Raw genomic sequence first — 24,223 nt, 5'->3', positions numbered from 1 at the left:
AAGTGCGGGTACGGGGTGCGCCCCCTTCAGGGGCGCGGGGCTGTGGCTACGCCTCCGGCCAAGTGATCCAAGACTCCGGAATCTCGTCGCCCAAGCGACGCACGTCGCGCGGCGCCAGCACCCGGCGGCGCAGCAACTCCCCCGCCACCAGCCGGGCCACGGCAATGGCCCCCGGAGGGTTGAAGTGCGTGTTGTCCTGCTCGGTCTCGGTCCAGTTGAAGTACTTCTTCGTCTCCTCGACCCCGAGCTTCTGCCACAGCGCCAGCGACAACACCTCGATGTCGAGCAGAGCGACGCCCTCCTGGGCGCCGAGAGCCCGCATGGCCGCCGGGTAGTCGCCGTGACTCGTCACGGCGTTGCCGTCGGCGTCGAACCTCCGACGCTCCACGGATGTGGCAAGCACGGGCCGGGCACCACGCGCCCGCGCCCCGTCGACGTACTGACGCAGATAGTCCTGGTACGTCGTCCAGGGCTCGGTGTACCGCACAGGATCGGCGGTCTTGGAGTCGTTGTGCCCGAACTGCACAAGCAGGAGATCGCCGGGTCGGATCGCCCCGAGGATGACGTCGAGACGCCCCTCGTCGACGAAGCTCTTCGAACTCCGCCCGTTCACGGCGTGGTTGGCGATCTGTAGGTCACGGCGCAGAAAGAACGGGAGGGCCATGCCCCACCCGGTCTCGGGCGCGGCGTCGGCGTACTTCTGAGCGGCGGTGGAATCACCGGCGATGAAGAGGGTCCGCCTCGCCCCACGGGAGGACGTGGCGGCAACGGCGGGCCCGCTCGCAGCAACGGCGAGCGGAACGGCGGCAAGGGCCGCCGTACTGACCTGTCTACGGGTGAGCGACACGACGGTGTGCCTTTCTCAACAGGCGTGCGGGATAAGTGCGTTCAGCGGTGCCTTTCAGTGGGGGGTGCGCCCCGCGCCCGTCACCGGGCGCGGGGCTGCTGCGTCACGACAGCTGCGCTAGCCCTTCTGCTCGTTCCACTCCGCCTGAGCCGTGTTCAACTGCTCAGCCAACGTGTCCAGGAACTCCTTAGCCCCCATAGACCCGTTCATCACCTTCTGGAAGGCCGGCTCATTGTCGGTCTTCGAGATCGTGTTCCAGTCCGGCAGGTAGTACGGCAGCTGAACGATCGTCGTCGACCCGTCACTGAGCGCCTCGGCAGCCAGCTTGGTCGGCTCGGCCTCGGAGACCCAAGGGTCCTTCGCGGCGTCCGTGTTGGCCGGGACCTGCCCTGCGGACTCGTTGAACTTGGAGTTCTCCGCGTGCGAGGTGGCGAACTCGATGAACTTCCAGGCGGCCTCCTTGTTCTTGGAGCTCTTGAACAGGCCGAGCCCGTCGACCGGGTTGGAGACCTGGACCCGCTTGCCGCCGGGCCCGATCGGCTGCGGGATGCCCCGGAACTTGTCGACCCCGAGCGCCTTCACGTGGTCCTGGTAGGAGCCCAGGTTGTGGTTCAGCATGCCGATCTCGCCGGAGTCCCACTGGGCGACCATCTTGGTGAAGTCGTTGTTGAGGTCGGCGGCCGGAGTGACCTTCTTGTAGAGGCCGACGTACTTCTCCAACGCCTCCACGTTCTTCGGGTCGTTGACCGTGGTCTTCTCACCGCTGGAGTCCCAGAAGGACGTGATGCCGGACTGCCCGTACATCGCGTCCAGAGCCTGCGCGATGGAGCCGGGGCCGCCGCGGATGGTGTAGCCGAACTTGTTGTCCTTGGTGTCGGTGAGTTCCTCGGCGGCCTTGTAGAACGCGTCCCAGGTGGTCGGCGCTTCGAGGCCCGCCGCCTTGAACAGGTCGGTGCGGTAGTAGAGGACACCGTTGTTGGCGGAGGTCGGGATCGAGTACAGCTTGTCGTCGTCGCCCCCGGCTGCCTTCAGCGACTTGACCATGTCCTCGTTGAGCTTGCCGTTGAGGGAGGACTTGGCCAGGCGGTCGTCCAGCGGCTCCAGCGCGTTCTGGGCGGCAAAACCGGCGAGCATCGCCGCGCCGGCGCCACCGACGTCCGGCAGGCTTCCGCCCTGGATCGCGGTGTCGACCTTGGACTGGTACTCGGTGGCGGCGATCCCGACGTACTCGACGTCGATGTCCGGGTTGGCCTTCTCGAAGTCGGCGATGATCTCCTTCCAGATGTCGGTGCGGACACCGCCGTTGTTGTCCCAGAAGGTGATCTTTCCCTTGCCGCTGCCCTCGGCACCCTTGTCACCTGCCGCTCCGCTGCCGTCGTCGCCACAGGCGGTGGCGGTCAGCGCGAGCACGACGCTCACGGCGGCGGCCGTGGCGATACGCCGTCCGCCCCTGCTGCTGTTGCGGTTACTGATCTTCATGGTCGGCTCTCTTCTGCTGCTGGATCCGTCGAGCTGTGAAGTTTGTGGGGGTCTGTGGGCACACGGAGTCAGTGACCGTGGGCATCGCGTTCGGTTGCCCGGCTCTCATCGGCCGATCCGGGGCTGTGGACCGGCGAATTGCTTCACCAGCGCGGGTACGGCGGCGGCCGGGTGGAGCTCGTACTCGTAGAAGTCCCGCGGTTCGAAGGCCGCGCCCCACGCGTCATGCCGTCCGCTGGTGTTCTTCAGGATCGATCCGCGCTGCACCAACTCGGCGGTGGTATCGGCCTGGTAAGGGTGCTGGACGTCCCGGTAGTAGCTGTTCTCGATGACCATCTTGGTCTGTCCGCGCGACCAGTTGCCGTACGTCCACACCGGGTCACCGGGGTCGGCCTGTGCGGTGAGGTAGTTGTTGTAGAGGTGCGCGTAGGCGCAGTTGTCGGCGGACGGGTTGCGCTGTTTCGTACCGCTGAACCAGTTGTGGTCGATGGTGATCTGCGTCTTGGCGTTCTCCGTCCAGCCGATGCCGAGGGTCTTGTTGTTGTTCTCGAATCGGTTGTAGGAGACGGTGACGTACTCGCTGTCCTTGCGGACGTCGAGCTGGCCGTCGCAGATCCGCGAGAAGCGGTTGTGGTCGATCCAGACGTGGTGGACGGTGTCCATCTGGATGCCGTCGAAGTCGGTGTCCTTGCAGTCCCAGTTGCCCTCGACGTACGAGTCGCGGATCGTCAGATTGCGGATGATCACGTTGTGCGTGCCGGGCTTGAGGTTCAGCTCGCCTTGGACGAGCTCCCCGGCCGTGCCCACTCCGACGATGGTCTTGTTCGAGGCGACGACGACGTTCGCGCCGAACGGCTCGGCCTTGATCGTCCCGGCGACCCGGATGACGTACGGCTCCTCGGCCGCCGCGTAACGCTCCAGGTCGGCCTGGGTTTTCACGGTGACGACCTTGCCGCCGGCGCCTCCCTTCGTACCGCCCGCGAGGGAGGCGAAACCGTGGGCCTGGTCGGTCCAGCGAGGGGAACCCGAAGCGCCCTCGGGGGCGGCCTCGGCCGGCGTGATGGCTCCCAGACACAGTGAGGCCACCAGTGCGGCGACCGTGACCAGGGCCTTGCCGAGGCCCGGTCTCGACCCCGGCTCCGGTCCCGGCAAGCGCTTGCTACGGAGGTGCGTCATTGCGGCTCCCAACAGGCGTACGCGTGAAGTGAGTTCAGGAAGTCGGTCGTGCGGTGATGCGGAACTGCGTGAACGTGGCCGCGCCGGCATGTCCCCCGCCGGCCGGCGCGAGGGCGAACAGGCCGAGCAGCGCGCCGACCCAGCGCCACGGCGTGGCGGCGAAGACCGGCCCGGAGGAGTGCCACCCCTCCCCCACGTCGCAGAAGAAACGGCAGCGCGCGCCCTCGCCGATCTCGATCCGCAGCCGCGCCCGCCCCTCGGGAGCGACCCGCGGGTGCGCGGCGTCGCGCTCCCGCTCGGCGACGGTCTCGGCGAACCGGTGCACGAGATGCACCGTCCCGTCGGTGCCCCGCTGGAGCCCGATCCAGCTGAACGCGTCGCCGAGCACGGCGAGTCCGGCCCGCGCGCCCACCGCCTCGCCGGACAGGGCGAGTTCGACCTCGACGGTGGCGGGAGTCCCCGGCAGCCGCTGCGTGAGCACGCTCGGCAGCTTGCGCAGATCGTCCGCGTCGGCCGTCCGTACGCAGTTCAGTCGCAGCCCGTCGCCCGCATGCCGAGTCGCCCAGCCGTCCTGGGGGTTGGCAGTCCACTGCCACTGGCGTCCGAAGCGTCCGCCGGGGAAGTCGTCGTCGGTTGCGGGCGCGGACGGCGGCTGCGGCGGCAGATCGGGCTTCTTGTGTACGTCGACGGGGGCGCCCTCGTCACCCAGTACGGGCCAGCCGTCCGTACCCCAGCGCATCGGCTGCAGGTGGACGACCCTCCCGTACGCGCCCTTCTCCTGGAAGTGGACGAACCAGTGCTCACCGGACGGGGTGCGCACCCAGCCGCCCTGGTGGGGGCCGTTGACGTCGGTGTCGCCCTGCTCGAGCACGATCCGCTCCTCGTACGGCCCGAAGAAGCCGCGCGAGCGGAACGCACCCTGCCAGCCGGTCGTCACTCCCCCGGCGGGGGCGAAGATCCAGAACCAGCCGTCGTGCCGGTACAACTTCGGCCCTTCGAGGGTGAACCAGCCGGGGATGCGGTCGCCGTCGACGATCACCTTGCCCTCGTCGAGCAGGCCGGTGGCGTCGGGCCGCATACGGTGACCGGTGAGCCGGTTCTTGATGCCGGAGCGGGACTTGGCCCAGGCGTGCACGAGATACGCCTCGCCGGTCTCCTCGTCCCACAGGGGGCAGGGATCGATGAGTCCCTTGCCCTGCTTGAGCAGGTAGGGGCGGGTCCAGGGGCCGCGTATCTCCGGGGCGTTGACCTGGTAGATGCCGTGGTCGGGGTCGCCCCAGAAGATCCAGAACCGGTCGTCGTGGTGCCGTAACGACGGCGCCCACACTCCGCAGTCGTGCCGCGGAGTCCTGAACTCCTTTGCCGGTTCGAGGAGTTGGAGGGCGTGTCCGACGAGCGTCCAGTTGACCAGGTCGCGGGAGTGCAGCAGCGGCAGGCCGGGAGCGCGGCCGAAGCTGGAGGCGGTCATGTAGTAGTCGTCGCCGACGCGGATGAGGTCGGGGTCGGACCAGTCGGCGTTCAGGACAGGGTTGCGGTAGGTCCCGTCGCCGAGGTCGGCGGTGAAGGCGGGTGTGCTCTGGCTGCTCATGTGTTCACCGCCTTGCGGACGAGGGCGGCTGCCTCGCCCCGGTCGATGCGGCCGTCGGCGACGACGGTGACGATGCGGCGTACGACGGTGTCGCCTGCCGCGATCGGGAGGCGCTCGTCGTGGGCGAGGGACGAGCCGACGCCCGGGTACTCGGCGGTGCGCACGAACCACGGGTCGCGGCGGGTCTGTTCGGTGGCACCGGCGAACACCAGGGTCCAGTTGGCGCCCGCGAGGGCGAGCCAGTCGGCGCGCTCGCCGTGCACCGTTTCCTCGCCCTCGGTGTCGTGGGTGAACACGGCGGGTGCTTCGGCTTCCTTGCGGGCGCGCCAGAAGAAGCCGCCGTAGGCCGCGCCGGGGCGTCCGTTCGTGGCCGGGCTGCCGATCGACAGGGGGCCGTCGGTCGTATTGGTGAGGGAGAAGGTGAAGTCCAACGCCCAGGCGCTGTCGGTGAGTTCGGTGGCCGCGACCGTACGCCGCTCCCGCAGCAGCTCCCCGCCCGCGGCCATCCAGCGCAGTTCCTCCACGAAGCCGTCCGGGTCCTTCAGCTGGAAGCCCGCGTGCCGTTGGGCGCCGTGGTTGTCGAGCTCGGTGGGGCCCTGGTCGCGGACGTAGGTGCGCCCGCCCCAGAAGTTGTGCCCCTCGACGTCGGGAACGGCGACACCGACGCCGAGGTGGTGTGCATGGTCGACCGGGCTCAGCTCGGTGACGGCCGTGCCCGCCAGGGTGGTGACCGGGTGCAGATACGGACGCGGCGAGAGCTTCGGCGGCAGCTCGGGCCGGGTGATGTAACGGCCGACGGGACGGCCCGCGATCCGCAGGACCAGGGAGTCGTACATCATGTGCTCACCTCGTTCGGGAGCGCCCAGGAGGCGCCCAGCTCGGAGTAGAGGGAGAGGGTGTCGGCGGCGGCCCTGACGAGCGCGTCGATACCGCGGACGACCCGGCGGTTCTCTTCGGGCAGCAAGTACCAGTCGTCGTCGGGAAGGGCGACGGGATCGGGCGCCTTCCGAATCGATTCAACGACCCGCATGAAAGCGCCCGTCGACTCGGGCGGCACCAGCAGCTCGGCCCGGCCTTCGAGATGCTCGACCAGGTTCTCCAGCAGGTCGGTCCTGTCGTACTCGAACTCCTCGGGACCGTGCCCGGACCGCTGGAGGAGGACCCGGTCCTGCTTGTACCAGAAGGTGATCCGGCCGCTGGTGCCGTGCACGAGCACGTACGGCTCGTCGGGCCGCTCGGCGCACAGGGTCGCGGCGATGGTGACCCGGCCGCCGGCCGCGGTGGTGACGCGTACGCAGGAGGTGTCGTCGGACTCGATGGCGTTGGCGCGCAGCAGCTCGGCCTCGATGGCCGTGATGTCCTCGGCGCGGGTGGCACCGTCGAGCGCGAGGGCGGTGGCGACGGCGTGCGCGAGGGGGTTGGTCAGCGCACCGTCGACGACGTCGGCGCCGTTCAGCGTGCGCCGCCCGGCCCAGGGTGCGCGCCGGTAGTAGTCCTCGTCGCGCGCCCAGGCCCCGGCCGCCCCGATCCCGGTCACCTCGCCGATCGCGCCCTCCGCGACCAGCTCCCGGATCGCCGGGACGGCACCCGAGCCCAGCGACTGGAACCCGATCTGGCACACCACCCCGGCCGCCGCGACCCCGTCGGCCATCCGGCGGAACTCGGCGTACGACGGCGCGGGCGGCTTCTCAAGGAGCAGGTGTACGCCCTTGCCGGCGGCGACCAGCGCCAGGTCGGCGTGGGTGTGGATGGGCGTGCAGATCACGGCGATCGCGGCACCGGTGGAGTCCAGCAGCGCCCCGAAGTCGGCGGACTGCTCCGGCAGTTGACCGGGGTCGGCAAAGGTCTCCAGCTCCTCCTCGGTGAGCGGCGTCAGCTCACAGATCCCCGCGAGGCGTACGAGGCCCTTGTCCTGGAGGCGGCGGATGTTCACCAGATGCCACCGGCCGTGGCCGCGCGCGCCCGCGAGGACGATCGGCACAGGTGTGGTCATGGGATCCTCCCCCAGGTGAGGGTGACTTGGAGGAGGCGGTGCCCTCTTCTCCTATGGCGCGGCAAGGCGCGTACTCCTCTCATCCCTTCACCGCCCCGGCGCTGAAGCCCGTGATCAGCCACTTCTGGATGAAGGCGAAGACGATCACGACGGGTACGGCCGCGATGATGCCGCCCGCGGCGAGGGCGCCCAGGTCGACGCTGTCGGCGCTCATCAGGCTGTTGAGGCCGACGGGGATCGTCTGCTTGTCCTGGTTGCTGAGGAACATCAGGGCGAACAGGAAGTGGTTCCAGGAGTGCACGAAGGCGAAGGAACCGACGGCGATCAGTCCGGGCCGCAGCAGCGGCAGGACGATGACCCGGAAGCCGGTGAGGCGGGAGCAGCCGTCGACCCAGGCGGCCTCTTCGAGGGAGTACGGGACGTTCCGGATGAAGCCGCTGATCAGGATCATCGACAGCGGGAGCTGGAAGACGGTCTCGGCGATGATGACGCTGCCGAGCGAGTTGATCATCTGGAGCTCGGCGAAGATCTGGAACAGCGGAACCAGCAGCAGGGCGCCCGGCACGAACTGGGAGCAGAGCAGCGCCAGCATGAAGGCACGCTTGATCTTGAAGTTGAAGCGGGCGAGGGCGTAGCCGCCGGCGAGCGCGACCAGCGTGGTCATCACGAGGGTGGCGATGCCGACGTACACGCTGTTCTCGAAGTAGGTGCCGAAGCTGCGCTCCGTCCACACCTTCTCGAAGTGCTGGAAGGTCATGGGCCAGGGCACGAGCGAGGTCGAGCCGGGCTCGCGCAGGGCGAACAGGAGGATCCAGTAGAAGGGGATGAGCGTGAAGAGCAGATAGGCGCCGAGGGGGAAGTAGATCTGCCAGCGCGGGACTTCGTCCCAGGCGCGGCGCCGCTTGGCCGGGCGCTGTGGTGCGGGAGCCTCGTCCTGGGGAGCGGGCGCCGTCATGGTGGCCTGTGTGGTGCTCACTTGTCGTCACCTCCGAACTTGCTCAGCCGCAGATAGACGATCGAGCAGAAGAGCAGAATCACGAACGCGACGGTGGTCAGGGCCGACGCGTAGCCGAAGTTGTGGGCGTCGACGCTGGTGTTGGCGATATAGAGCGGGAGTGTCGTCGTGGCTCCCGCGGGTCCGCCGCCGGTGAGGGTGTAGAGCAGGTCGACGTTGTTGAACTCCCACACCGCGCGCAGCAGCGTGGACAGGATGATGGCGTCCTTCAGGTGCGGCAGCGTGATGTGCCAGAACTGCTTGAAGCGGCTGGCCCCGTCGACCTCGGCGGCCTCGTACAGGTCCTTCGAGACAGACTGGAGGTCGGCGAGGATGAGGATCGCGAAGAAGGGGACGCCGCGCCAGAGATCGGCGACCACCGCTGCCGGGAAGACGGTCGATGTGTCGGACAGCCAGCTCGTACCGTACGAACCGATGCCCATGTCCGCGAGGTAACGCGTGATCCCCGTCTGGGAGTTGTAGAGCAGCACCCAGATCGCGGAGGTCAGCACACCGGACACGGCCCACGGCGAGAACACCATGGCCCGGCCGATCGACCGTCCCACGAAGGTCTGGTTGACGATCAGCGCGAGCGCCAGACCGAACATCAGCTGAAGGCCCACCTCGACGAAGACCCACTTGGCGCTGAAGATCAGCGTGTCCCAGAAGATCGGGTCCTTCGTGAAGGCGTGCACGAAGTTCTCGAAGCCCGCGTAGCCGTTCCGCCACGGCTTGGTGGGGTTGTAGTCCTGCAGGCTGTAGTAGAAGACGCTCAGCACCGGGTAGGCGATGAAGCCGAGCATCAGCAGTCCCGCCGGCGCGATCAGCAGATACGGGAGCCTGCGTGGCGTGGCTGAGCCGCGGCGCCGCCGGGGTGGCGCGGGCTTTTTCGCCACGGCTGCGGCTTGGGCCATGACTGTTCTCCGTTCTCGGGGGTGCGGGTGGTGCTGTGCGCGCTCGCTCGTGCCGTGCGCGTGGTGCCCTGTGCTGGTGCGTCAGGTGCGCTGTGCTGGTGCGCTGTTGCTTCGGTGGTTCGCTCAGCCCGCGTACGGGTCCGGCACCTTGCCCGGCTTGGCCAGGAAGGCGAAGTCGCAGCCGGTGTCGGCCTGGGTGATCTGTTCGTTGTAGAGCGCTCCGTAGCCGCGCTCATAGCGCTCGGGCGGCGGCGTCCAGGTCGCCCTGCGCTGCTCCAACTCCTCGTCAGACACGTTGAGTTGGAGCGTCCGCGCCTCGACGTCGAGGGTGATGCTGTCCCCGGTCCGCACGAGCGCGAGCGGTCCGCCGATATACGACTCCGGCGCCACGTGCAGCACACACGCGCCGTAACTGGTGCCGCTCATCCGGGCGTCGGAGATCCGCACCATGTCCCGTACGCCCTGCTTCAGCAGGTGGTCGGGGATGGGCAGCATGCCGTACTCGGGCATGCCCGGACCGCCCTTGGGACCGGAGTTGCGCAGCACCAGCACGCTGTCCGCGGTGATGTCGAGGGACGGGTCGTTGATGGTGCGCTGCATGGTCTTGTAGTCGTCGAAGACGACCGCGGGACCGGTGTGCTTGAGCAGATGCGGCTCGGCGGCGATGTGCTTGATGACGGCGCCGTCGGGGCACAGGTTGCCGCGCAGCACCGCGACCCCACCCTCGTCCGCGACCGGGTTGTGGCGCGGGCGGATCACGTCGTCGTTGTGCACCTGAGCCGCTGCGAGCTGCTCGCGCATGCTGTCGTGGGACACCGTCGGCCGGTCCAGATGCAGCAGCTCGGTGATCCGCGAAAGGAAGCCGGGCAGCCCGCCCGCGAAGTGGAAGTCCTCCATCAGGTACGTCCGGCCGCCGGGCCGTACGTTCGCCAGCACCGGCACCGTACGGGCGATCCGGTCGAAGTCGTCCAGCGTGAGCCGTACGCCGGCCCGCCCGGCCATGGCGATCAGATGGATGACGGCGTTGGTGGAACCGCCGAGCCCCAGGACGGTCGTCACGGCGTCGTCGAAGGCCTCCTGGGTGAGGAGGTCGGACAACCTCCGGTCCTTGCGGACGAGTTCGACGATCCTCAGGCCGGAGGCCGCGGCCATCCGGTCGTGCCCGGAGTCGACGGCCGGGATGCTGGACGCGCCCGGCACGGTGACACCGAGGGCTTCGGCGGCGGCCGTCAGCGTCGACGCCGTACCCATGGTCATGCAGTGGCCGGGCGAGCGGGCGAGTCCGCTCTCCAGTTCGGTCATCTCGCAGTCGCCGATGAGCCCGGCCCGCTTGTCGTCCCAGTACTTCCACATGTCGGTGCCGGAGCCCAGGACTTCGTTGCGCCAGTGGCCCGGCAGCATCGGCCCGGCGGGCACGAAGACGGCCGGCAGATCGACGGACGCGGCGCCCATGAGCAGGGCGGGCGTGGACTTGTCGCAGCCGCCCATCAGCACGGCCCCGTCCACCGGATACGACCGCAGCAACTCCTCGGTCTCCATCGCGAGCATGTTGCGGTAGAGCATCGGGGTCGGCTTCTGGAAGGTCTCGGAGAGGGTGGAGACCGGGAATTCGAGGGGGAAGCCTCCGGCCTGCCACACTCCGCGCTTGACCGCCTGGGCGCGATCACGCAGATGTACGTGGCAGGGGTTGATGTCGCTCCACGTGTTGAGGATCGCGATGACCGGCTTGCCCAGGTGCTCCTCGGGGAGGTAGCCGAGCTGGCGGGTGCGGGCGCGGTGGCTGAAGGACCTCAGGCCTTCGGTCCCGTACCACTGGTGGCTGCGCAACTTCCTTGCGCTGCCCGCTGGTTCGCCCGATCCGGTCTGTGGTTCGGTGTCGGTCATATGGACCACCCCGCGGCGATGGCGGCGACTTCGGCGCGCTCCGGCTCGGGCAGCAGGTGGCTCGGCGGCCGGACGTCGCGACGGCACAGGCCCAGCGAGGCCAGGGCCTCCTTGACCACGGTCACGTTGTTGGCGGAGCCGTGGGCGGCGCGCAGTTCCTCGAAGCGGCGGATCTGCTCCCACACCTTCATGGCAGCCGCGTAGTCGCCGGATCGAAGCGCTTCGATCATGTTCAGCGAAACGGACGGGGCGACGTTCACAAGACCTGAGGTGAAGCCGGTCGCGCCCGCCGAGAAGTACGAGGGCGCGTACGGCTCGGCGAGACCGGCGACCCAGACGAAGCGCTCCAGTCCCGCGTCCCGTGCGAAGGCGGCGAAGCGGGCCGCGTCCGGGACGGCGTACTTCACGCCGATGACGTTCGGGCAGTGGTCGGCGAGTTCGGCGAGTCGGGCGCCGAGAAGTTGGGCGTTGCGGATGTACGGGACGACGCCCAGCTCGGGGACGGCTTCGGCGATGGCCCGGTGGTAGTCGACCCAGCCGGCCTGCGCGACGTAAGGATGCACCGGCTGATGGACCATCACCATCTGTGCCCCGCGGTCGCGGGCGTGCCGCGCGGAGGCGACGGCGGTCGGCACATCGTGCCCGACGCCCACCACGATGACGGCCCGCTCGCCCGCCTCGTCGATGGTCAACTCCGTGACTAAGCGGCGTTCTTCAGGGCTCAGCGCGTAGAACTCGCCGGTGTTGCCGTTCGGCGTGAGCGTGTGTACGCCGCCCTCGAGCAGGCGGCCGAGCAGGGCGCGGTGGCTGTCCTGGTCGACGGAGCCGTCCTCGGCGAACGGGGTCACCGGGATCGCCACCACATCGGCCAGCGCCGCCCGCTCCGTCTCGAACGTCGCGCTGCTCACTGCTGCTCACCCTCTCCCGGGGCCTCGGGGAAGGCCCGTTGCACGAACGACGCGATGTGCGAGTGCAGGGCGCGGGCCGCGCCGTCCGAGTCGCCCTCGAGGGCGAGCCGCAGGATCTCCCGGTGCTCGCCCGCCTCCCGCTCCCAGGAGGGGTTGGCGGCCCAGGCGACCGCGGAGACCAGGGCGGCCTGGTCGCGCACCTCGTCGAGCATCCGGCCGAGCAGCGGGTTGCCGCAGGGGACGTACAGGGCGCGGTGGAACTCCCGGTTGGCCAGGGAGCGTTGGGCGGTGTCGGTGGCGGCGTCCGCGCGTTCCAGCGCGTCGCGCGCCGTGTCGAGGGAGGCGCCACGCTGCACAGAGCGGCGCAGTGCCTCCGGCTCCAGGAGCAGCCGCACGTCGTACACCTCGCGCGCCATGTCCGCGTCCACCATGCGCACCGTGACGCCCTTGTACTGGTTCATCACGACGAGCCCCGTACCGGCCAGGGTCTTCAGCGCCTCCCGCACCGGGGTCTTGGACACCCCGAACTGTGCGGCCAGCTCCGTCTCGACCAGGGCCTGACCGGGCGTCAACTGCCCGGTGAGGATGCGGTGTTTGATCCCCTCCAGCACGTACTGCGTGCGGGACGGAATCGGGGTGGGCACAGAGGTCATGCGCGCCTCTCGGATCTCATCGATCACTTCACGTGTCGTCGGATCACGGGATCGGACCGCGCGGGTATCTCGCGTATCTGATCTCGCGTATCGCGTCTCATATATGACGTACGAAGTACGACGCGTTGAAGGTAGGAGGGCGCTGATGATTCGTCAACGCTTCTGACAGAAGTTGTTCGCGTCGACGCGCAAGAGATTTCGGGGGCGGGGTCGGGGCAGGCGTGCGGAATCTTTTGTTCCGGAGGGTGCGGGACCCTTCGTTCAGGCGCTTGCGGTGCAGGTCGGAGGCTCAGGCCCTTGCGGTGCAGGTCGGAGGCTCAGGCCCTTGCCGCCCGGCTCGAACGCTCAGGCCTTTGCCGCCCAACTCGGGTCGCGGCCGCTCAGGCCGATCGTTCGGTCCAGCAGAGGGGCCTCATCCGGTACGGGGACGGGCGGGCCGAAGATTTCGGAGCTGTCCGGGTCGCCGGCCGCGGGGGCGAGGAAGTCGTGCGACGTCTGGAGGGCCGCGGGGTCGGGGGCGTACGTCTGGCCGGTGGCGCGGGCCAAGTCCCAGCCATGGATGACGAGTTCGTTGGTGGCGACGAGGCCCGCGATCTCGCCAGGGAGGTCGACGCCGCCCGCGCGGGTCTCGCCGGTCCAGGCGGCCGGGTCGCGCCAGGCCTCGGCGAGTTCAGTGAGGAGGGTGGGGAGTTCGGTGCGCCAGTCGGGCGTGACGTCCGGCAGGGAGGAGCCGGGGTCCGTGTCCGTGGTCGGCCCCAGGTCCTTCCGGCCGGCGTCCCGGAAGGCACGGGCGAGCCCGACCAGGTGGCCCAGGAGATTGCGTACGGCGTACTCCGGACAGGGCGTCGGAGCGTCCAGCTGCTCCTCGCGCACGGCCTCCGCGAGGCGCGCCACGATCAGGGCCTGCGGCCCCAGGTCAAGCGTTGTCGATGTCGTACCAGCCATGCTCGGCTCCTCTTCTGACTCACGGGCTCACGGGGTCACGTGGTTGGTCGCCGGGTTGTGGTCCGACTAGCAGCCCTGTCATGTAGACCGTCGGCCGTACGAAAAGTCATCGCTCCCGCTCCCGAGGTCATGCTCAGGGAGCTGGTCAAGCCTCCGACCTGCCGGGATCCTCGAAATATCCGGGCGCTCGGTGTCCGGGACTGCGAAGGGGAGCCGCGCCATGAAGGCGATCGTTCAGGATGCGTACGGATCAGCGGACCTGCTGCGACTGCGCGACATCGACCGCCCCGTCCCCGGCGCCGACGAAGTACTCGTCTCGGTACGCGCGGCTGGCGTCGGCCCCGAGGTGTGGCACCTCATGACGGGCCGGCCCTATGTAGCGCGGGTCGCCCTGGGGGTCCGTAAGCCCAAGAATCCCGTACGGGGCTGGGACGGCGCCGGACGCGTGGAGGCGGTCGGCGCGAAGGTGACCGACTTCAAGCCGGGCGACGAGGTCTTCGGCAACTGCGAGGGCTCGTACGCCGAGTACGCGCGCGCCAAGGCCGCAAAGCTCGCCCACAAGCCCGCGAACCTCACCTTCGAAGAGGCCGCCGCCCTCCCCGTCTCGGGCATGACCGCCCTCCAGGCCCTCAGCGGCAAGGCCCGCCCGACGCCCGGCCAGCGAGTCCTGGTCATCGGCGCCTCCGGCGGCGTAGGAACGTACGCCGTCCAGCTGGCCACGATGTACGGCGCCGAAGTCACCGGCGTCTGCGGCCCCGGGAGCGCGGACTACGTCCGCTCCCAGGGCGCCGCTCACATCCTCGACTACACCCACGAGGACATCACCGACACCCCCCACCGCTACGACATCATCATCGACAACGCGGGCCTCCGCCCCCTGCCCGTCCTCCGCCGCGCCCTCACCCCCCGCGGCACCCTGGTCATCGTCGGCGGCGAGGGTGGCACCGGCTTCTTCGGCGGCATGAGCCGCGAACTCCGCGCGGTCCTCCTCTCCCCCTTCATCAGCCAGAACCTCCGCAATCTGATCTCCATCGCCCGCCGCGAGGACCTGCTGACCCTCAAGGACCTCGCCGAGAAGGGCCAGATCACTCCGGTTGTCGACCGCACGTATCCGCTTGCCGAGGCGGCGGCTGCCATCCGGCATCTGGAGTCGGGGCATCCTCGGGGGAAGCTGGTGGTCACCGTCTGACGGCCCGATCAGAGTCGCCCCGGACGTCAGTCCTTGACGTCCTTCACCGAGCTGGGCCCCAACTGTTCGGCATCGGCGAACTCCGGCATCGTCATGGGCTTGTCGAACAGGAAGAACGACTGGTTGGTCCCGACCGTGAACTCCATGTACGCGCCGGTCGTGGCGTCGAAGCCGTAATAGGCATGGCACATCGAGCCCTCCGAGTACACGCCGTCCATGCCCGGCTGCTGCACGACCACCTTGCCCTGCCCCGAGGAGTCCACCCGCTCGGTCGGCGTGAGCATCGCGCAGCCCGCGACCGGCAGGCCCTTCATGATGAAGTACCCGTATTCGCCCTTGGCGTTCTGGATGTAGACGTAACTCAGCTTGCCCGGCTTGCCCCAGGTCTTGACCCACTTGTTGATGGCGTCACGGGTCGGCGAGTACTTCATCCGCCCGGCGGGCTGGTTCGCCACGAGGTGGTCGTAGTTCTGCTGCTTGGCCTTGTTCTCTTTGTCCTGACTGGAGTCGTCGCATGCGGCCAGCCCGACCGTCAGAGTGAGCGCCGCCGCGGACACCGCAACGACTCGCGCGATCCTGTTCATCCTGTACTGCCCCTTCCCTGGTTGATGGAGATCAGTAGGCGCAGGTCGTGCTGTCGGCGTCCGCTTCCAGGCGGTACGGCAGATCCTCGTCTCGGAAGGGGGCGCGGTGCTCCTGGGCGGCCTTCGCGTTGTAGTCGTTGATGGACTCGATCCGTGTCACCTTCAAGGCCGTGATGGACTGGTCGATCTGGCTCTTCCGGACATCCGAAGCGCTCTCTCGCTCCTGCTTCAGCGCCTGGATGGATGCCTCCGCGTTCTGTGCCGCCTCACACAGATCGAAGAACTCCTCATACGTCCCCTGGCGGAACTCGCCCGACCCGACGGTGTTCTCGCGTTCCTGAGCCTTGCCACGGAACGGGGCGGTGATCCACCCGGCGCCACCGAAGACGAACGTGCCGATCAGGTACACGACGACAAGAAAGACGATCCAGCCGGTGATCCACGCGCCGGCCCGCGTCCCCTCCCGCACAACCCCCATCACATTCCCTCCGGTCTTCCGCAGAGATCTGACCCACGCGAGCCATGATGTGCGCCCAGCGCCGGGACCGGTCCCGGCGCTGGGCAGCCGCACAGGACTCATCGGCGTCGTGAGGGGTGATCCGACGCGTGCGCTCCCAACAGACGGGCGTCCGGAGCCAGTCGCAATGGCTCCGGACGCCCGTTCCCGCGGCGGCGGCGATCCGTATCGGTCAGCGGTTCAGCAGGTGACGACCTTGCCGTACGAACCCCGGCCCCAGTTCCACTCCCACTGCTCACCGTGCTGGTACGTGAGACAGGGAGAGTCGGAACCCCAGTCGATGACGACCTTCAGGTGCATCGCCCGACCGCAGGTGTTGGTGACCTTCACGTACTTCTCATGCTTGATGACGTCCCGCTTGACGCAGGCCGGAGCCGTGCCGGCCTCGGCCGCCGTGGCCGTGGGAGCCATGGCGAGGCCGCTGCCCACAACCGCGGTGGCGAGGAGGCCGAGTGCGGCGCTCTTGTGGAGCTTCATGATGCGGTTTCCTTTCTGGCGTTCGGAGTGCCGGGGCGACACGGAGTGGAGTACGCCGCCCGACGCGATGCTCCGACTGTGCCGAGGCTCGGACACCGACCGCCACAAAGATCCCCCCGTTTGGTGCCATCTGGGATGTCCCACACTCTGACCTGCTGATACGTGGTAGTGGGTGACGCAATCGTGGGACGGGGCGTCAGGCCCTCGCGAACTTGGCAACGTACTCGTCGAAGGGCTCGATGCCGACTTCTGCACGGAGTTCGTCCATGCGCTCCGGCTCTTCACACGGCCACGGCACCGGTGCCCCGTCCTTCACTCCGGCGATCTGAGTGCCGTAGATCTGCTTGCGGCCCTCGTTGACCAGCGTGCGGTCGCGCAGAAAGGCCAGCTCGCGCGGGCTGCCCGAGCCTGCCGCCACCGCCTGCTCCATCAACTGGAGAGCGCGTCGCTGAACTTCGAGCTGCCGGTCGGCGTGCTGGGCGATCAGCCACGCTGCACGCGCGGCCTCCTCGCCGACCAGTTCCTCCGTCGGCCAGCCATACTCCTCCATGATCTCGCCGAGCCGATCACCGTGCTGCGCGGTCAGCCGCCGCCAGGCCAACTGCTCGGCAGGGTCGTCGCTGTTCGCGAGGACTGCGGACTGGTGATCCGCCGCGGCCATGTCCGCGAGCTCCACGGCCAGCGCGGCAACGTCGTGCACCACTCTCAACTCCCTGATCAGATCAGCGCGTTGTGCTCGTCGCCCGCAACCCTAAAGGCACAATTCAGGCGTAAAGATCATTCCGAAGAACGGTGACAGGCCCCTCCGCGCACCGGGATAATGGATCTACATCGTGCAGCCACGGATGAGGAGCACGGTCGGTGACCAGCGACAACCGCATAGGACCGCCCAAATTTGGCAGCGAACGCGACATGTTGCGGGCCTTCCTCGACTATCACCGCGCGACCCTCGCCATGAAGTGCGAAGGGCTTTGCGACGAGGAGTTGCGGCGGCAGTCGATGCCGCCGTCCACGCTGTCGTTGCTCGGGCTGGTGCGGCACATGGCGGAGGTGGAGCGGGCCTGGTTCCGGCGGGTGTTCGAGGACAACGACGCGCCCATGGTGTGGTCGGACAAGGTCGACTTTCAGGCGGCGTACGACGCGAGTGCTTCGACGAGAGTCGAGGCGTTCGGGGCCTGGCAGGCCGAGGTGGAGAACTCGCGTCGTATCGAGCGGGAGGCCGAGTCCCTGGACCTGGCCGGGTATCAGCCGAGGTGGGGCGAGGAGGTGTCGCTGCGGATGGTGATGGTGCACGTGCTCCTGGAGTACGGCCGTCACAACGGGCACGCGGACTTTCTGCGTGAGGGTGTCGACGGGACGGTGGGCGCCTGAGTCCGCAGGAGCCACCGATCTCGCTGATGCCTTGACCGGGAAGGTTCACCGGGGTGGGCGGCTCAGGCCGCGGTGGTGAGGGTGGGGCGGCCGCCCGAGCGGAGGGCTCTCTCGCTGCGGATGCGGACCCGCTCTACCCACCGTGCGGCTGACTCGCCAGGATTCTGACCACGGAGCGAGCGCGCAGGGTGGTCCGGCGGCGGTTCCGGGCGCGACTGACGCGGGTGCCGGGAGGCGGCGAGCATGGGCAAGTGCATCGTGATCGTTCAGTGGGGTGACTACCAGCACGAGCTCAACCGCGGGGCGGAGATCACGAAGGATCAGGCACTGGAGGAGCTCCGCGTCGCCGCCCAGACGTATCTGCCGAATCCTGGGATCCAGGAGAAGTGGCGCCGGGTGTACCGATTCGCCGACCGCGAGTCGTACTTTGTGGTGATCAAGGGGGCAACGACGAAGTGGCGCTGCACCTTTCGTCTCGCGGAGCTGGTCTCGGACTCGACCGATCCGGCTGTGGCCAGCAAGGCGCAGGCGGAGGACACGGCAGCGGACATGGCTGCCGAGCCGCAGGACCGGGTCCCGCCCGGCTTTGACTAGCCAGGGGTGTCGAATGCGGCGCTTCCCGATCGACGGGAGAGTGAAGGCACCACATCCCAGGACTCCAGGAGCGCCCCATCGTGACCGTGACCGTAACCGCGGATCTGGCCATCTCCCTCGACGGCTACATCGCCGGCCCCAACGTCACTCTCGACAACCCGGGAGGCGACGGCGCCGAGCCGCTCTTCGAGTGGATCCATAACCTGGCGAGCTGGCGGGAGCGCCAGGGCATGACCGGCGGGGAGGAGAACCGCGACTCCGAGCTGATGCGCGAGTGGTTCGATGCCACCGGAGCCGTGGTCATGGGGCGGATGATGTACGACACCGGCGAGGAGTTCTGGGGCGACAACCCACCCTTCCGCACCCCGGTCTTCGTGCTCACCCACCGCCCCCGGCCGACCCTGGTCAAGGAAGGCGGCACCACCTTCACCTTCATCACCGACGGCATCCACAGCGCCCTCGACCAGGCGAAGGCCGCCGCCGGCGACAGGAACGTCGACATCGCGGGCGGGGCGAGCACGGTGCAGCAGAACCTCAGGGAGGGGCTCATCGACGAGCTGCAACTGCACGTGGTGCCGGCGCTACTCGGAGCGGGCCTGCGGCTCTTCGAGGGGCTGGGCGCCGGGCGGCGAACCCTCGAGCCGATCAGGGTGGTCGACACGCCCCTGGCCACCCATCTGAAGTACCGCTTCGTAGAGTGACCCGGCACGAAGTCGAGCGGTGAGGAGTCGCCAGGGTGCTCACGCTGACGGAGGTCGCCGAGGATCCGCATGTCCTGAAGCGCCGTCTGGACCTACGTGACGGTACGGAGGTCGTCTTCCGTACTCTCACGCACACCGATGCCGAGCGCCTGGCCGGTTTCCTCGAGGGCCTGTCACCCGAATCGAGGCGGCTCAGTACATACGCCGGGTATGACCTCGCGGCGGCACGGGAGTTGTGTGACGCGATAGCGCGTTACGACAAGCTCAGGCTGGTACTGGAGGAAGTGCCGTCCGGCAGGATCGTGGGTCTCCTCGAACTCAGCCTTGCTCTCACCCCTGCGGATATCGCGCGCTATCAGGAAGCGGGCATCCGCCTCACCGAGACGACCGACTGCCGTTTCGGTCCCACCCTGGCCGATGACTACCAGGGGCGAGGGGTGGGGACGCTGGCCTTCCCACTCATCGCGGACGTCGCACGGCGGCTCGGCAGAACGAGGATCATCCTGTGGGGCGGCGTCCTCGCCGACAACCCCCGCGCCATTCGCTATTACGAGAAGAACGGCTTCCAGCCAGTCGGTTCCTTCGTCGGAACGGACGGTTCGCTATCGATCGACATGATGCTGGATCTCGAGCAGGTGTCGAGCGCAGGAACATCGCCGACGCAGCGCCGCGGCTCGTAACGCCGGCAGAGGGCACGAGCACACGTCATTGACCTTGTTTCGCCACTTCCACACAGGACTTATCGGAACCATGAGGGGTGATCAGGGCCTGTCGGCCTAAGCCCGAGTCTCCAAAGATGATGGTGAAGCAGCGGTCGACCACGGCGCCGGCCTGGTCGAACTGGTCGACTACCAAGTGCTGTTGGTGGCGCTCGGGCTGACCCGGCTGGTGACCGTCCTGCCGTTCCTCACGCGTCAGCCGAGTCGCGCGAGCCCATCCTCCACCAGCGACAGGTCATCGTCGGACGCCAACCCCGCGTGATACAGCCGTACTTCGGTCGCCCCGTGGTCGGCCGCCCGTGTCACATCCTCCGCGAGCGTGCCCGGGCTGCCGCCCATGCCGCGTACCACGGGGAAGTTGGCGGCCAGGACCGCGCCCTCAACTCGCCTCTCCGCGAAGGGGGTCAGCAGGCCCGGTCCTCCGGCGCAGGGCACGACCACGCCGTCCGCGAGCGACAGGATGTGCTCGGGATCCACGCCGGCGTTCGCGCCGCAGTGGTACGAGGACGGGTCCGCGTGGAGGAGGATCTGGAAGCCGTCGGGGGCGGCTGAGCGTACGGCGGAGACGGCCTCCGTCTGGAGGGAGCGGGCGGTCGAGTCGCGCCACGCGCGCGTGGCCGTCGCCAGCTCGCCGCCGAGCAGCTTCTCCACCGTTTCCCAGGCTCCGGTGGGCGCCTCGCCCCGCCATACGGGTTCGAGGGCTCGGCGGACCGAGGCCGCCAACTCGTCGGGGGCCAGGCCCAGTTGCGTGTAGCCGTCTCGGCAGGAGGGGCAGAAGCACAGCGACATCAAGTACTGGCCGGCGTCCCCGAGTTGCACCCCGGCCGACTTGTCGTGGGCGTGGAGGTGCGCGAGGCCGTACCAGCCGAGGGACTCCAGCTCCGTTCCCCCGGCCCCAGGGCGCACCGCCGCCTCGACGGCCAGGTCGACGAGGTACGCGCGCGTGTCCGGCTGTGCGATGCAGGGAGCCCAGGGGTAGCGGTCGCCGTAGGCGTTCACCACGGAGGTGTCGGGAAACTCGTCCCCCATACGGGAGTTGTGTGCCAGCACCACCCAGGTGTGCACGTCGAGGCCCGCCTCCGCGAGGGACGCGGCGGCCTCCCCGTACGCGTCGCCGGGCGCCCAGTCCCCGGCGGCGTACGGCCTCAGGCGGCGTCCCTCCCAGCGTGGGCCGGGCGGGTAGAGCACGGCCGCGTGCCGGGCCGTGACGATCCGGTGGCGGGGGTGACGGGGGGTCAGCGCGCGCGTGGAGTGGTACGCGGAGGCGAGCGTCGCCTGCCGTACGCCCAGGGCGGCGATGCGCGCGGCGGACTCGGGGTCGCCGTTGACGTCCCACGGGTAGACGAAGGTGGACGCCTTCACAGGCCCCTTCAGAGACGCCTTTAGTGACCCCTTCTTCAGCGCCCCCTTCACAGACCCTGCCGCCTCGCTCACTTGCCCTCCCGGAGAAGCGCCTCGCCCCGCTCGATCAGCTGGGCGAGCTGCTTGACGTGGTCGTCGCTCGGCTCGTGCAGCGGGGGTCGCACCTCGCCCACGTCGAGCCCCCGCAGCCGTACGCCCGCTTTGACGAGGGAGACAGCGTATCCGCGGCCCTGGGCGCGCAGTTCGACGAGGGGACGGTAGAAGCCGTCGAGCAGGCGGTTCGCCGTGGCGTCGTCTCCGGTGTTCAGCGCCTTGTGGAAGGCGAGGGCGAACTCCGGCGCGAAGCAGAAGACGGCGGACGAGTACAGCGTGATGCCGATGCCGCGGTAGGCGAGGCCGGTGAGTTCGGCGGTCGGCAGTCCGTTGAAATAGAGGAATTCGCCGGGGACTTCAGCGCGCACGGCGCTCACGATGCGCTGCATCAGGTCGAGGTCGCCGACGCCGTCCTTGAAGCCGATGATGCCGTCGGTGCGGGCCAGTGAGACGACCGTCTCGGGGGTGAAGACGGCGTTGTCGCGCTGGTAGACGATGACTTCGAGCGAGGTGGCGCGGGCCAGTTCGGTGTAGTGCCGGAGCAGGCCTTCCTGTCCGGCGACGACGAGGTACGGCGGCATGGCGAGCAGCCCGTCGGCCCCGGCCTCTTCGGCGAGCTTCGCGTACCGGACGGCGAGGGCGGTCCCGTACCCGGCGCCCGCGATCACCGGCACGCGCCCCGCCGTCTCCTCGACGGCCGCGCGTACGCAGTCCTGGAACTCCTCGGGGGTGAGCGCGTGGAACTCCCCCGTCCCGCAGCAGGCGAAGACGGCGGCGGCCCCGGCCTCGACGCCCCGCCGGACGTGCGTGCGGTACACGTCGAGGTCGACGGCGCCGTCAGGGCCGTACGCGGTGACGGGGAAGAACAGCGGCCCGCTCGGGACACTGAGGCGAGCGGCAAGGGTCGCTGACGTCACGGGCTCTCCCTAGGCATGCACGCACACGCCGACCGTGCACGTTTCCGATCCAACGCTTCTGATCCAACGCTTCTGATCTACGTGATCCACGTTTCTGATCCATGTCCATATTTCTGAACGCATCCACGCTAAGGCGCCTCCCAGGGGGCGGTCAAGCGGGCGAAGTCCCAAGACAGGGGCGACATAAGCCAATCGCCGCGCGGATTTCCCGGCCCCGCGCGACACTTGACGCGGCCGGACGGCGATCCATAGTTTGTCCACGAATGTGAATGCCGTGCAGGATGACGGCTGTTGGTTCAAGGAGACCCCTCAAGGAGACCCGAGGATGCCCGCTCCCCGCACCGTTCTGCTCACCGGCGCCGCCGGCGGCCTCGGCACCCTGATGCGGGGACTGCTGCCCGCGTACGGGTACGAGTTGCGGCTCCTCGACCTGCGCCCCATCGAGGGCGAGCCGGACGCGATCAGCGCGGACCTCGGCGACAAGGAGGCCCTGCGCGAGGCCGTACGCGGCGTCGACGCGATCATCCACCTCGCGGGCATCTCCCTGGAATCCACCTTCGACAAGATCCTCAAGGCGAACATCGAGGGCACGTACAACCTCTACGAGGCCGCCCGCGAGGAGGGCGTCCGCCGCATCGTCTTCGCCTCCTCCAACCACGCGGTCGGCTTCACCCCGCGCCCCCAGGGAAACGATCCCCTGATCCCCATCGACACCCCGCGCCGCCCGGACACCTTCTACGGCCTTTCGAAGGCGTTCGGCGAGGACCTGGCGCAGTTCTACTGGGACAAGCACGGCATGGAGACCGTGTCCGTACGGATCGGCTCCTGCTTCCTGGAGCCGACCAGCGTGCGCATGCTGTCGGTGTGGATGAGCCCCGGCGACGGCGCCCGCCTCTTCCACGCGGCCCTGACCGCCGAGGGCGCCAAGCACACGGTCGTCTACGGCTCGTCGGCGAACACCCGCCTGTGGTGGGACCTCTCGACCGCCCGGGCGCTGGGTTACGAGCCGCAGGACGACTCGGAGCAGTACGCGGCGAAGCTCATCGCCGAGCAGGGCGAGCTGGACCCGGAGAACCCGGACCATGACTACCTGGGCGGACACTTCGTGACCAAGCCGCCGATCTGGCCGTACTGACGTCACAGGGCGCGACGAAAAAGCGCGTGCACAGGGCGGGCGGGCACCGAACGGGCCCGCCCGTTCGGTATTTCGGGCACGGATACTGCCCGAACTCACGTCACGTTCCGCTTCTTCCCAGGTCCGGAGCGGGCACCGGCAGAGGAAAACGGTCACACACGGGCAGTATCGGGCGCGGAACAGACCTGGTCAGCGCCGCACGCTCGCTGTAGAACTTCCCCCATGGGTCGACAGGGTCCGAACGGGCGCCAGTGAGGCACACCGGCTGGAGCGCCCTGAGGCGAACGAAGAGATACGCAAGCAAGGGAAGGCAGGTGTCGGCCATGACCGCGGAAGAACGCCAGCGAGAGATCGTCCTGGCCGCCCGCCGCACCGGTTCGGTCGATGTGAACGCGCTCGCCGCCGAGCTGGGCGTCGCCAAGGAGACCGTACGGCGCGATCTGCGCGCCCTGGAGGACCACGGCCTGGTACGCCGCACACACGGCGGCGCCTATCCCGTGGAGAGCGCCGGATTCGAGACGACCCTCGCCTTCCGCGCGACCAGCCACGTACCCGAGAAGCGGCGGATCGCGGCCGCCGCGGCCGAGCTGCTCGGGGACGCCGAGACGGTCTTCGTCGACGAGGGCTTCACCCCGCAGCTCATCGCCGAGTCGCTGCCCCGGGACCGGCCGCTGACCGTGGTCACCGCGTCCCTGCCGGCCGCGGGTTCCCTCGCCGAGTCGGAGAACATCTCGGTGCTGCTGCTCGGCGGCCGGGTCCGGCACGGCACGCTGGCGACCGTCGACCACTGGACCACGAAGATGCTCTCCGGTTTCGTCATCGACCTGGCGTTCATCGGCGCCAACGGCATCTCTCGCGAGCACGGCCTCACCACCCCCGACCCGGCCGTCAGCGAGGTCAAGTCGCAGGCGATCCGGGCCGCCCGCCGGACCGTGTTCGCCGGCGTGCACACCAAGTTCGGCGCGGTCAGCTTCTGCCGCTTCGCGGAGATCAGCGCCCTGGAGGCGATCGTCACCAGCACCCTGCTCCCCGCATCCGAGGCACACCGCTACTCACTGCAGGGCCCGCAGGTCATCCGAGTCTGATCCTGAGCCTGCGTCCGAAAATCCAACCGACTCCCCGACCCCCACCGAGTCAGCTCGAAAACCCAACCGACTCCCTGCCCCCCCACCGAGTCAGCACG

General features: G+C 68.7%; 25 protein-coding genes. 7 read left to right on the top strand and 18 right to left on the bottom strand.

Annotated features, from left to right (window positions below):
* Positions 1 to 46: 46 nt before the first annotated feature.
* From ACQEVY_RS36525 to ACQEVY_RS36470, 12 genes are all read right to left on the bottom strand, one after another.
* A complete protein-coding gene (locus ACQEVY_RS36525) occupies positions 47 to 847 on the bottom strand; it encodes a rhamnogalacturonan acetylesterase (RefSeq protein WP_432953808.1) in 801 nt (266 codons plus the stop codon).
* Between the two features lie 117 nt (positions 848 to 964).
* Positions 965 to 2,326: an ABC transporter substrate-binding protein gene (locus ACQEVY_RS36520; protein WP_432953807.1), complete on the bottom strand. Its 1,362-nt coding sequence runs from the start codon at positions 2,324 to 2,326 to the stop codon at positions 965 to 967.
* A 105-nt stretch (positions 2,327 to 2,431) separates the two neighbouring features.
* Positions 2,432 to 3,502: a pectate lyase family protein gene (locus ACQEVY_RS36515; protein WP_432953805.1), complete on the bottom strand. Its 1,071-nt coding sequence runs from the start codon at positions 3,500 to 3,502 to the stop codon at positions 2,432 to 2,434.
* 34 nt (positions 3,503 to 3,536) lie between these two features.
* Positions 3,537 to 5,090, bottom strand: coding sequence for a family 43 glycosylhydrolase (locus ACQEVY_RS36510; RefSeq protein ID WP_432953803.1), 1,554 nt, complete (start codon positions 5,088 to 5,090; stop codon positions 3,537 to 3,539).
* Positions 5,087 to 5,929, bottom strand: a complete 843-nt coding sequence (locus tag ACQEVY_RS36505; RefSeq protein ID WP_432953802.1) for a PmoA family protein — start codon at positions 5,927 to 5,929, stop codon at positions 5,087 to 5,089. The genes ACQEVY_RS36510 and ACQEVY_RS36505 overlap by 4 nt, the downstream gene beginning before the upstream one ends.
* Positions 5,926 to 7,083, bottom strand: a complete 1,158-nt coding sequence (locus ACQEVY_RS36500) for a Gfo/Idh/MocA family protein (RefSeq protein WP_432953801.1) — start codon at positions 7,081 to 7,083, stop codon at positions 5,926 to 5,928. Before ACQEVY_RS36500 ends, ACQEVY_RS36505 begins: the two co-directional genes overlap by 4 nt.
* 79 nt (positions 7,084 to 7,162) lie before the next feature.
* Positions 7,163 to 8,038 carry a carbohydrate ABC transporter permease gene (locus tag ACQEVY_RS36495; protein ID WP_328774355.1) on the bottom strand — a complete coding sequence of 292 codons (876 nt, stop codon included), beginning with the start codon at positions 8,036 to 8,038 and terminating at the stop codon, positions 7,163 to 7,165.
* A 17-nt stretch (positions 8,039 to 8,055) separates the two neighbouring features.
* Positions 8,056 to 8,991 carry a carbohydrate ABC transporter permease gene (locus tag ACQEVY_RS36490; RefSeq protein ID WP_432953800.1) on the bottom strand — a complete coding sequence of 312 codons (936 nt, stop codon included), beginning with the start codon at positions 8,989 to 8,991 and terminating at the stop codon, positions 8,056 to 8,058.
* Between the two features lie 123 nt (positions 8,992 to 9,114).
* On the bottom strand, positions 9,115 to 10,875 hold the full coding sequence (gene araD / locus ACQEVY_RS36485; RefSeq protein ID WP_432953798.1) for an L-arabinonate dehydratase: 1,761 nt from the start codon (positions 10,873 to 10,875) through the stop codon (positions 9,115 to 9,117).
* Positions 10,872 to 11,783 carry a dihydrodipicolinate synthase family protein gene (locus ACQEVY_RS36480; RefSeq protein WP_432953796.1) on the bottom strand — a complete coding sequence of 304 codons (912 nt, stop codon included), beginning with the start codon at positions 11,781 to 11,783 and terminating at the stop codon, positions 10,872 to 10,874. Before ACQEVY_RS36480 ends, araD begins: the two co-directional genes overlap by 4 nt.
* Positions 11,780 to 12,436, bottom strand: coding sequence for a GntR family transcriptional regulator (locus tag ACQEVY_RS36475; RefSeq protein WP_328772513.1), 657 nt, complete (start codon positions 12,434 to 12,436; stop codon positions 11,780 to 11,782). The genes ACQEVY_RS36480 and ACQEVY_RS36475 overlap by 4 nt, the downstream gene beginning before the upstream one ends.
* A gap of 345 nt (positions 12,437 to 12,781) precedes the next feature.
* The gene (locus ACQEVY_RS36470) at positions 12,782 to 13,381 is read right to left on the bottom strand and encodes a TIGR03086 family metal-binding protein (RefSeq protein WP_432953795.1); all 600 of its coding nucleotides are present in this window, start codon (positions 13,379 to 13,381) and stop codon (positions 12,782 to 12,784) included.
* A 220-nt stretch (positions 13,382 to 13,601) separates the two neighbouring features.
* Here ACQEVY_RS36470 and ACQEVY_RS36465 point away from each other — a divergent pair, with 220 nt between their 5' ends.
* Positions 13,602 to 14,570, top strand: a complete 969-nt coding sequence (locus ACQEVY_RS36465; protein ID WP_432953794.1) for an NAD(P)-dependent alcohol dehydrogenase — start codon at positions 13,602 to 13,604, stop codon at positions 14,568 to 14,570.
* Between the two features lie 26 nt (positions 14,571 to 14,596).
* Here the strand turns inward: ACQEVY_RS36465 and ACQEVY_RS36460 are convergent, their stop codons facing one another.
* The 4 genes from ACQEVY_RS36460 to ACQEVY_RS36445 form a co-directional block, all read right to left on the bottom strand.
* A complete protein-coding gene (locus ACQEVY_RS36460; protein WP_432953792.1) occupies positions 14,597 to 15,154 on the bottom strand; it encodes a hypothetical protein in 558 nt (185 codons plus the stop codon).
* Positions 15,155 to 15,185: 31 nt separating this feature from the next.
* Complete coding sequence (locus tag ACQEVY_RS36455) at positions 15,186 to 15,632, bottom strand: hypothetical protein (RefSeq protein WP_432953791.1); 447 nt, start codon at positions 15,630 to 15,632, stop codon at positions 15,186 to 15,188.
* A gap of 219 nt (positions 15,633 to 15,851) precedes the next feature.
* Complete coding sequence (locus ACQEVY_RS36450; RefSeq protein WP_432953789.1) at positions 15,852 to 16,148, bottom strand: hypothetical protein; 297 nt, start codon at positions 16,146 to 16,148, stop codon at positions 15,852 to 15,854.
* A gap of 196 nt (positions 16,149 to 16,344) precedes the next feature.
* A complete protein-coding gene (locus ACQEVY_RS36445) occupies positions 16,345 to 16,851 on the bottom strand; it encodes a DUF6624 domain-containing protein (protein WP_432953788.1) in 507 nt (168 codons plus the stop codon).
* Between the two features lie 158 nt (positions 16,852 to 17,009).
* Here ACQEVY_RS36445 and ACQEVY_RS36440 point away from each other — a divergent pair, with 158 nt between their 5' ends.
* From ACQEVY_RS36440 to ACQEVY_RS36425, 4 genes are all read left to right on the top strand, one after another.
* A complete protein-coding gene (locus ACQEVY_RS36440) occupies positions 17,010 to 17,519 on the top strand; it encodes a DinB family protein (RefSeq protein WP_432953786.1) in 510 nt (169 codons plus the stop codon).
* Between the two features lie 243 nt (positions 17,520 to 17,762).
* Entirely contained in the window at positions 17,763 to 18,113 is a 351-nt protein-coding gene (locus ACQEVY_RS36435) for a hypothetical protein (protein WP_432953785.1), read from the top strand.
* An 86-nt stretch (positions 18,114 to 18,199) separates the two neighbouring features.
* Entirely contained in the window at positions 18,200 to 18,814 is a 615-nt protein-coding gene (locus tag ACQEVY_RS36430) for a dihydrofolate reductase family protein (RefSeq protein WP_432955591.1), read from the top strand.
* Positions 18,815 to 18,849: 35 nt separating this feature from the next.
* A complete protein-coding gene (locus tag ACQEVY_RS36425) occupies positions 18,850 to 19,494 on the top strand; it encodes a GNAT family N-acetyltransferase (protein ID WP_432953783.1) in 645 nt (214 codons plus the stop codon).
* 234 nt (positions 19,495 to 19,728) lie between these two features.
* Here ACQEVY_RS36425 and ACQEVY_RS36420 read toward each other — a convergent pair whose 3' ends face one another.
* Entirely contained in the window at positions 19,729 to 20,895 is a 1,167-nt protein-coding gene (locus ACQEVY_RS36420) for a hypothetical protein (protein WP_432953782.1), read from the bottom strand.
* A gap of 68 nt (positions 20,896 to 20,963) precedes the next feature.
* Entirely contained in the window at positions 20,964 to 21,905 is a 942-nt protein-coding gene (locus ACQEVY_RS36415; protein ID WP_432953780.1) for a 5-dehydro-4-deoxyglucarate dehydratase, read from the bottom strand.
* 325 nt (positions 21,906 to 22,230) lie between these two features.
* On the opposite strand from ACQEVY_RS36415, the gene ACQEVY_RS36410 reads away from it, so the two are divergent.
* Both ACQEVY_RS36410 and ACQEVY_RS36405 read left to right on the top strand, forming a co-directional pair.
* A complete protein-coding gene (locus tag ACQEVY_RS36410) occupies positions 22,231 to 23,040 on the top strand; it encodes an NAD-dependent epimerase/dehydratase family protein (RefSeq protein ID WP_432953778.1) in 810 nt (269 codons plus the stop codon).
* Between the two features lie 323 nt (positions 23,041 to 23,363).
* Positions 23,364 to 24,125 carry a DeoR/GlpR family DNA-binding transcription regulator gene (locus ACQEVY_RS36405; protein WP_328772494.1) on the top strand — a complete coding sequence of 254 codons (762 nt, stop codon included), beginning with the start codon at positions 23,364 to 23,366 and terminating at the stop codon, positions 24,123 to 24,125.
* Positions 24,126 to 24,223 lie beyond the last annotated feature (98 nt).

Source organism: Streptomyces sp. CA-288835 (genome assembly GCF_050936385.1).
Lineage (GTDB): Bacteria > Actinomycetota > Actinomycetes > Streptomycetales > Streptomycetaceae > Streptomyces.
Note: the sequence above shows the minus strand (reverse complement) of the source record. Positions and strands in the feature narration are given on the sequence as shown.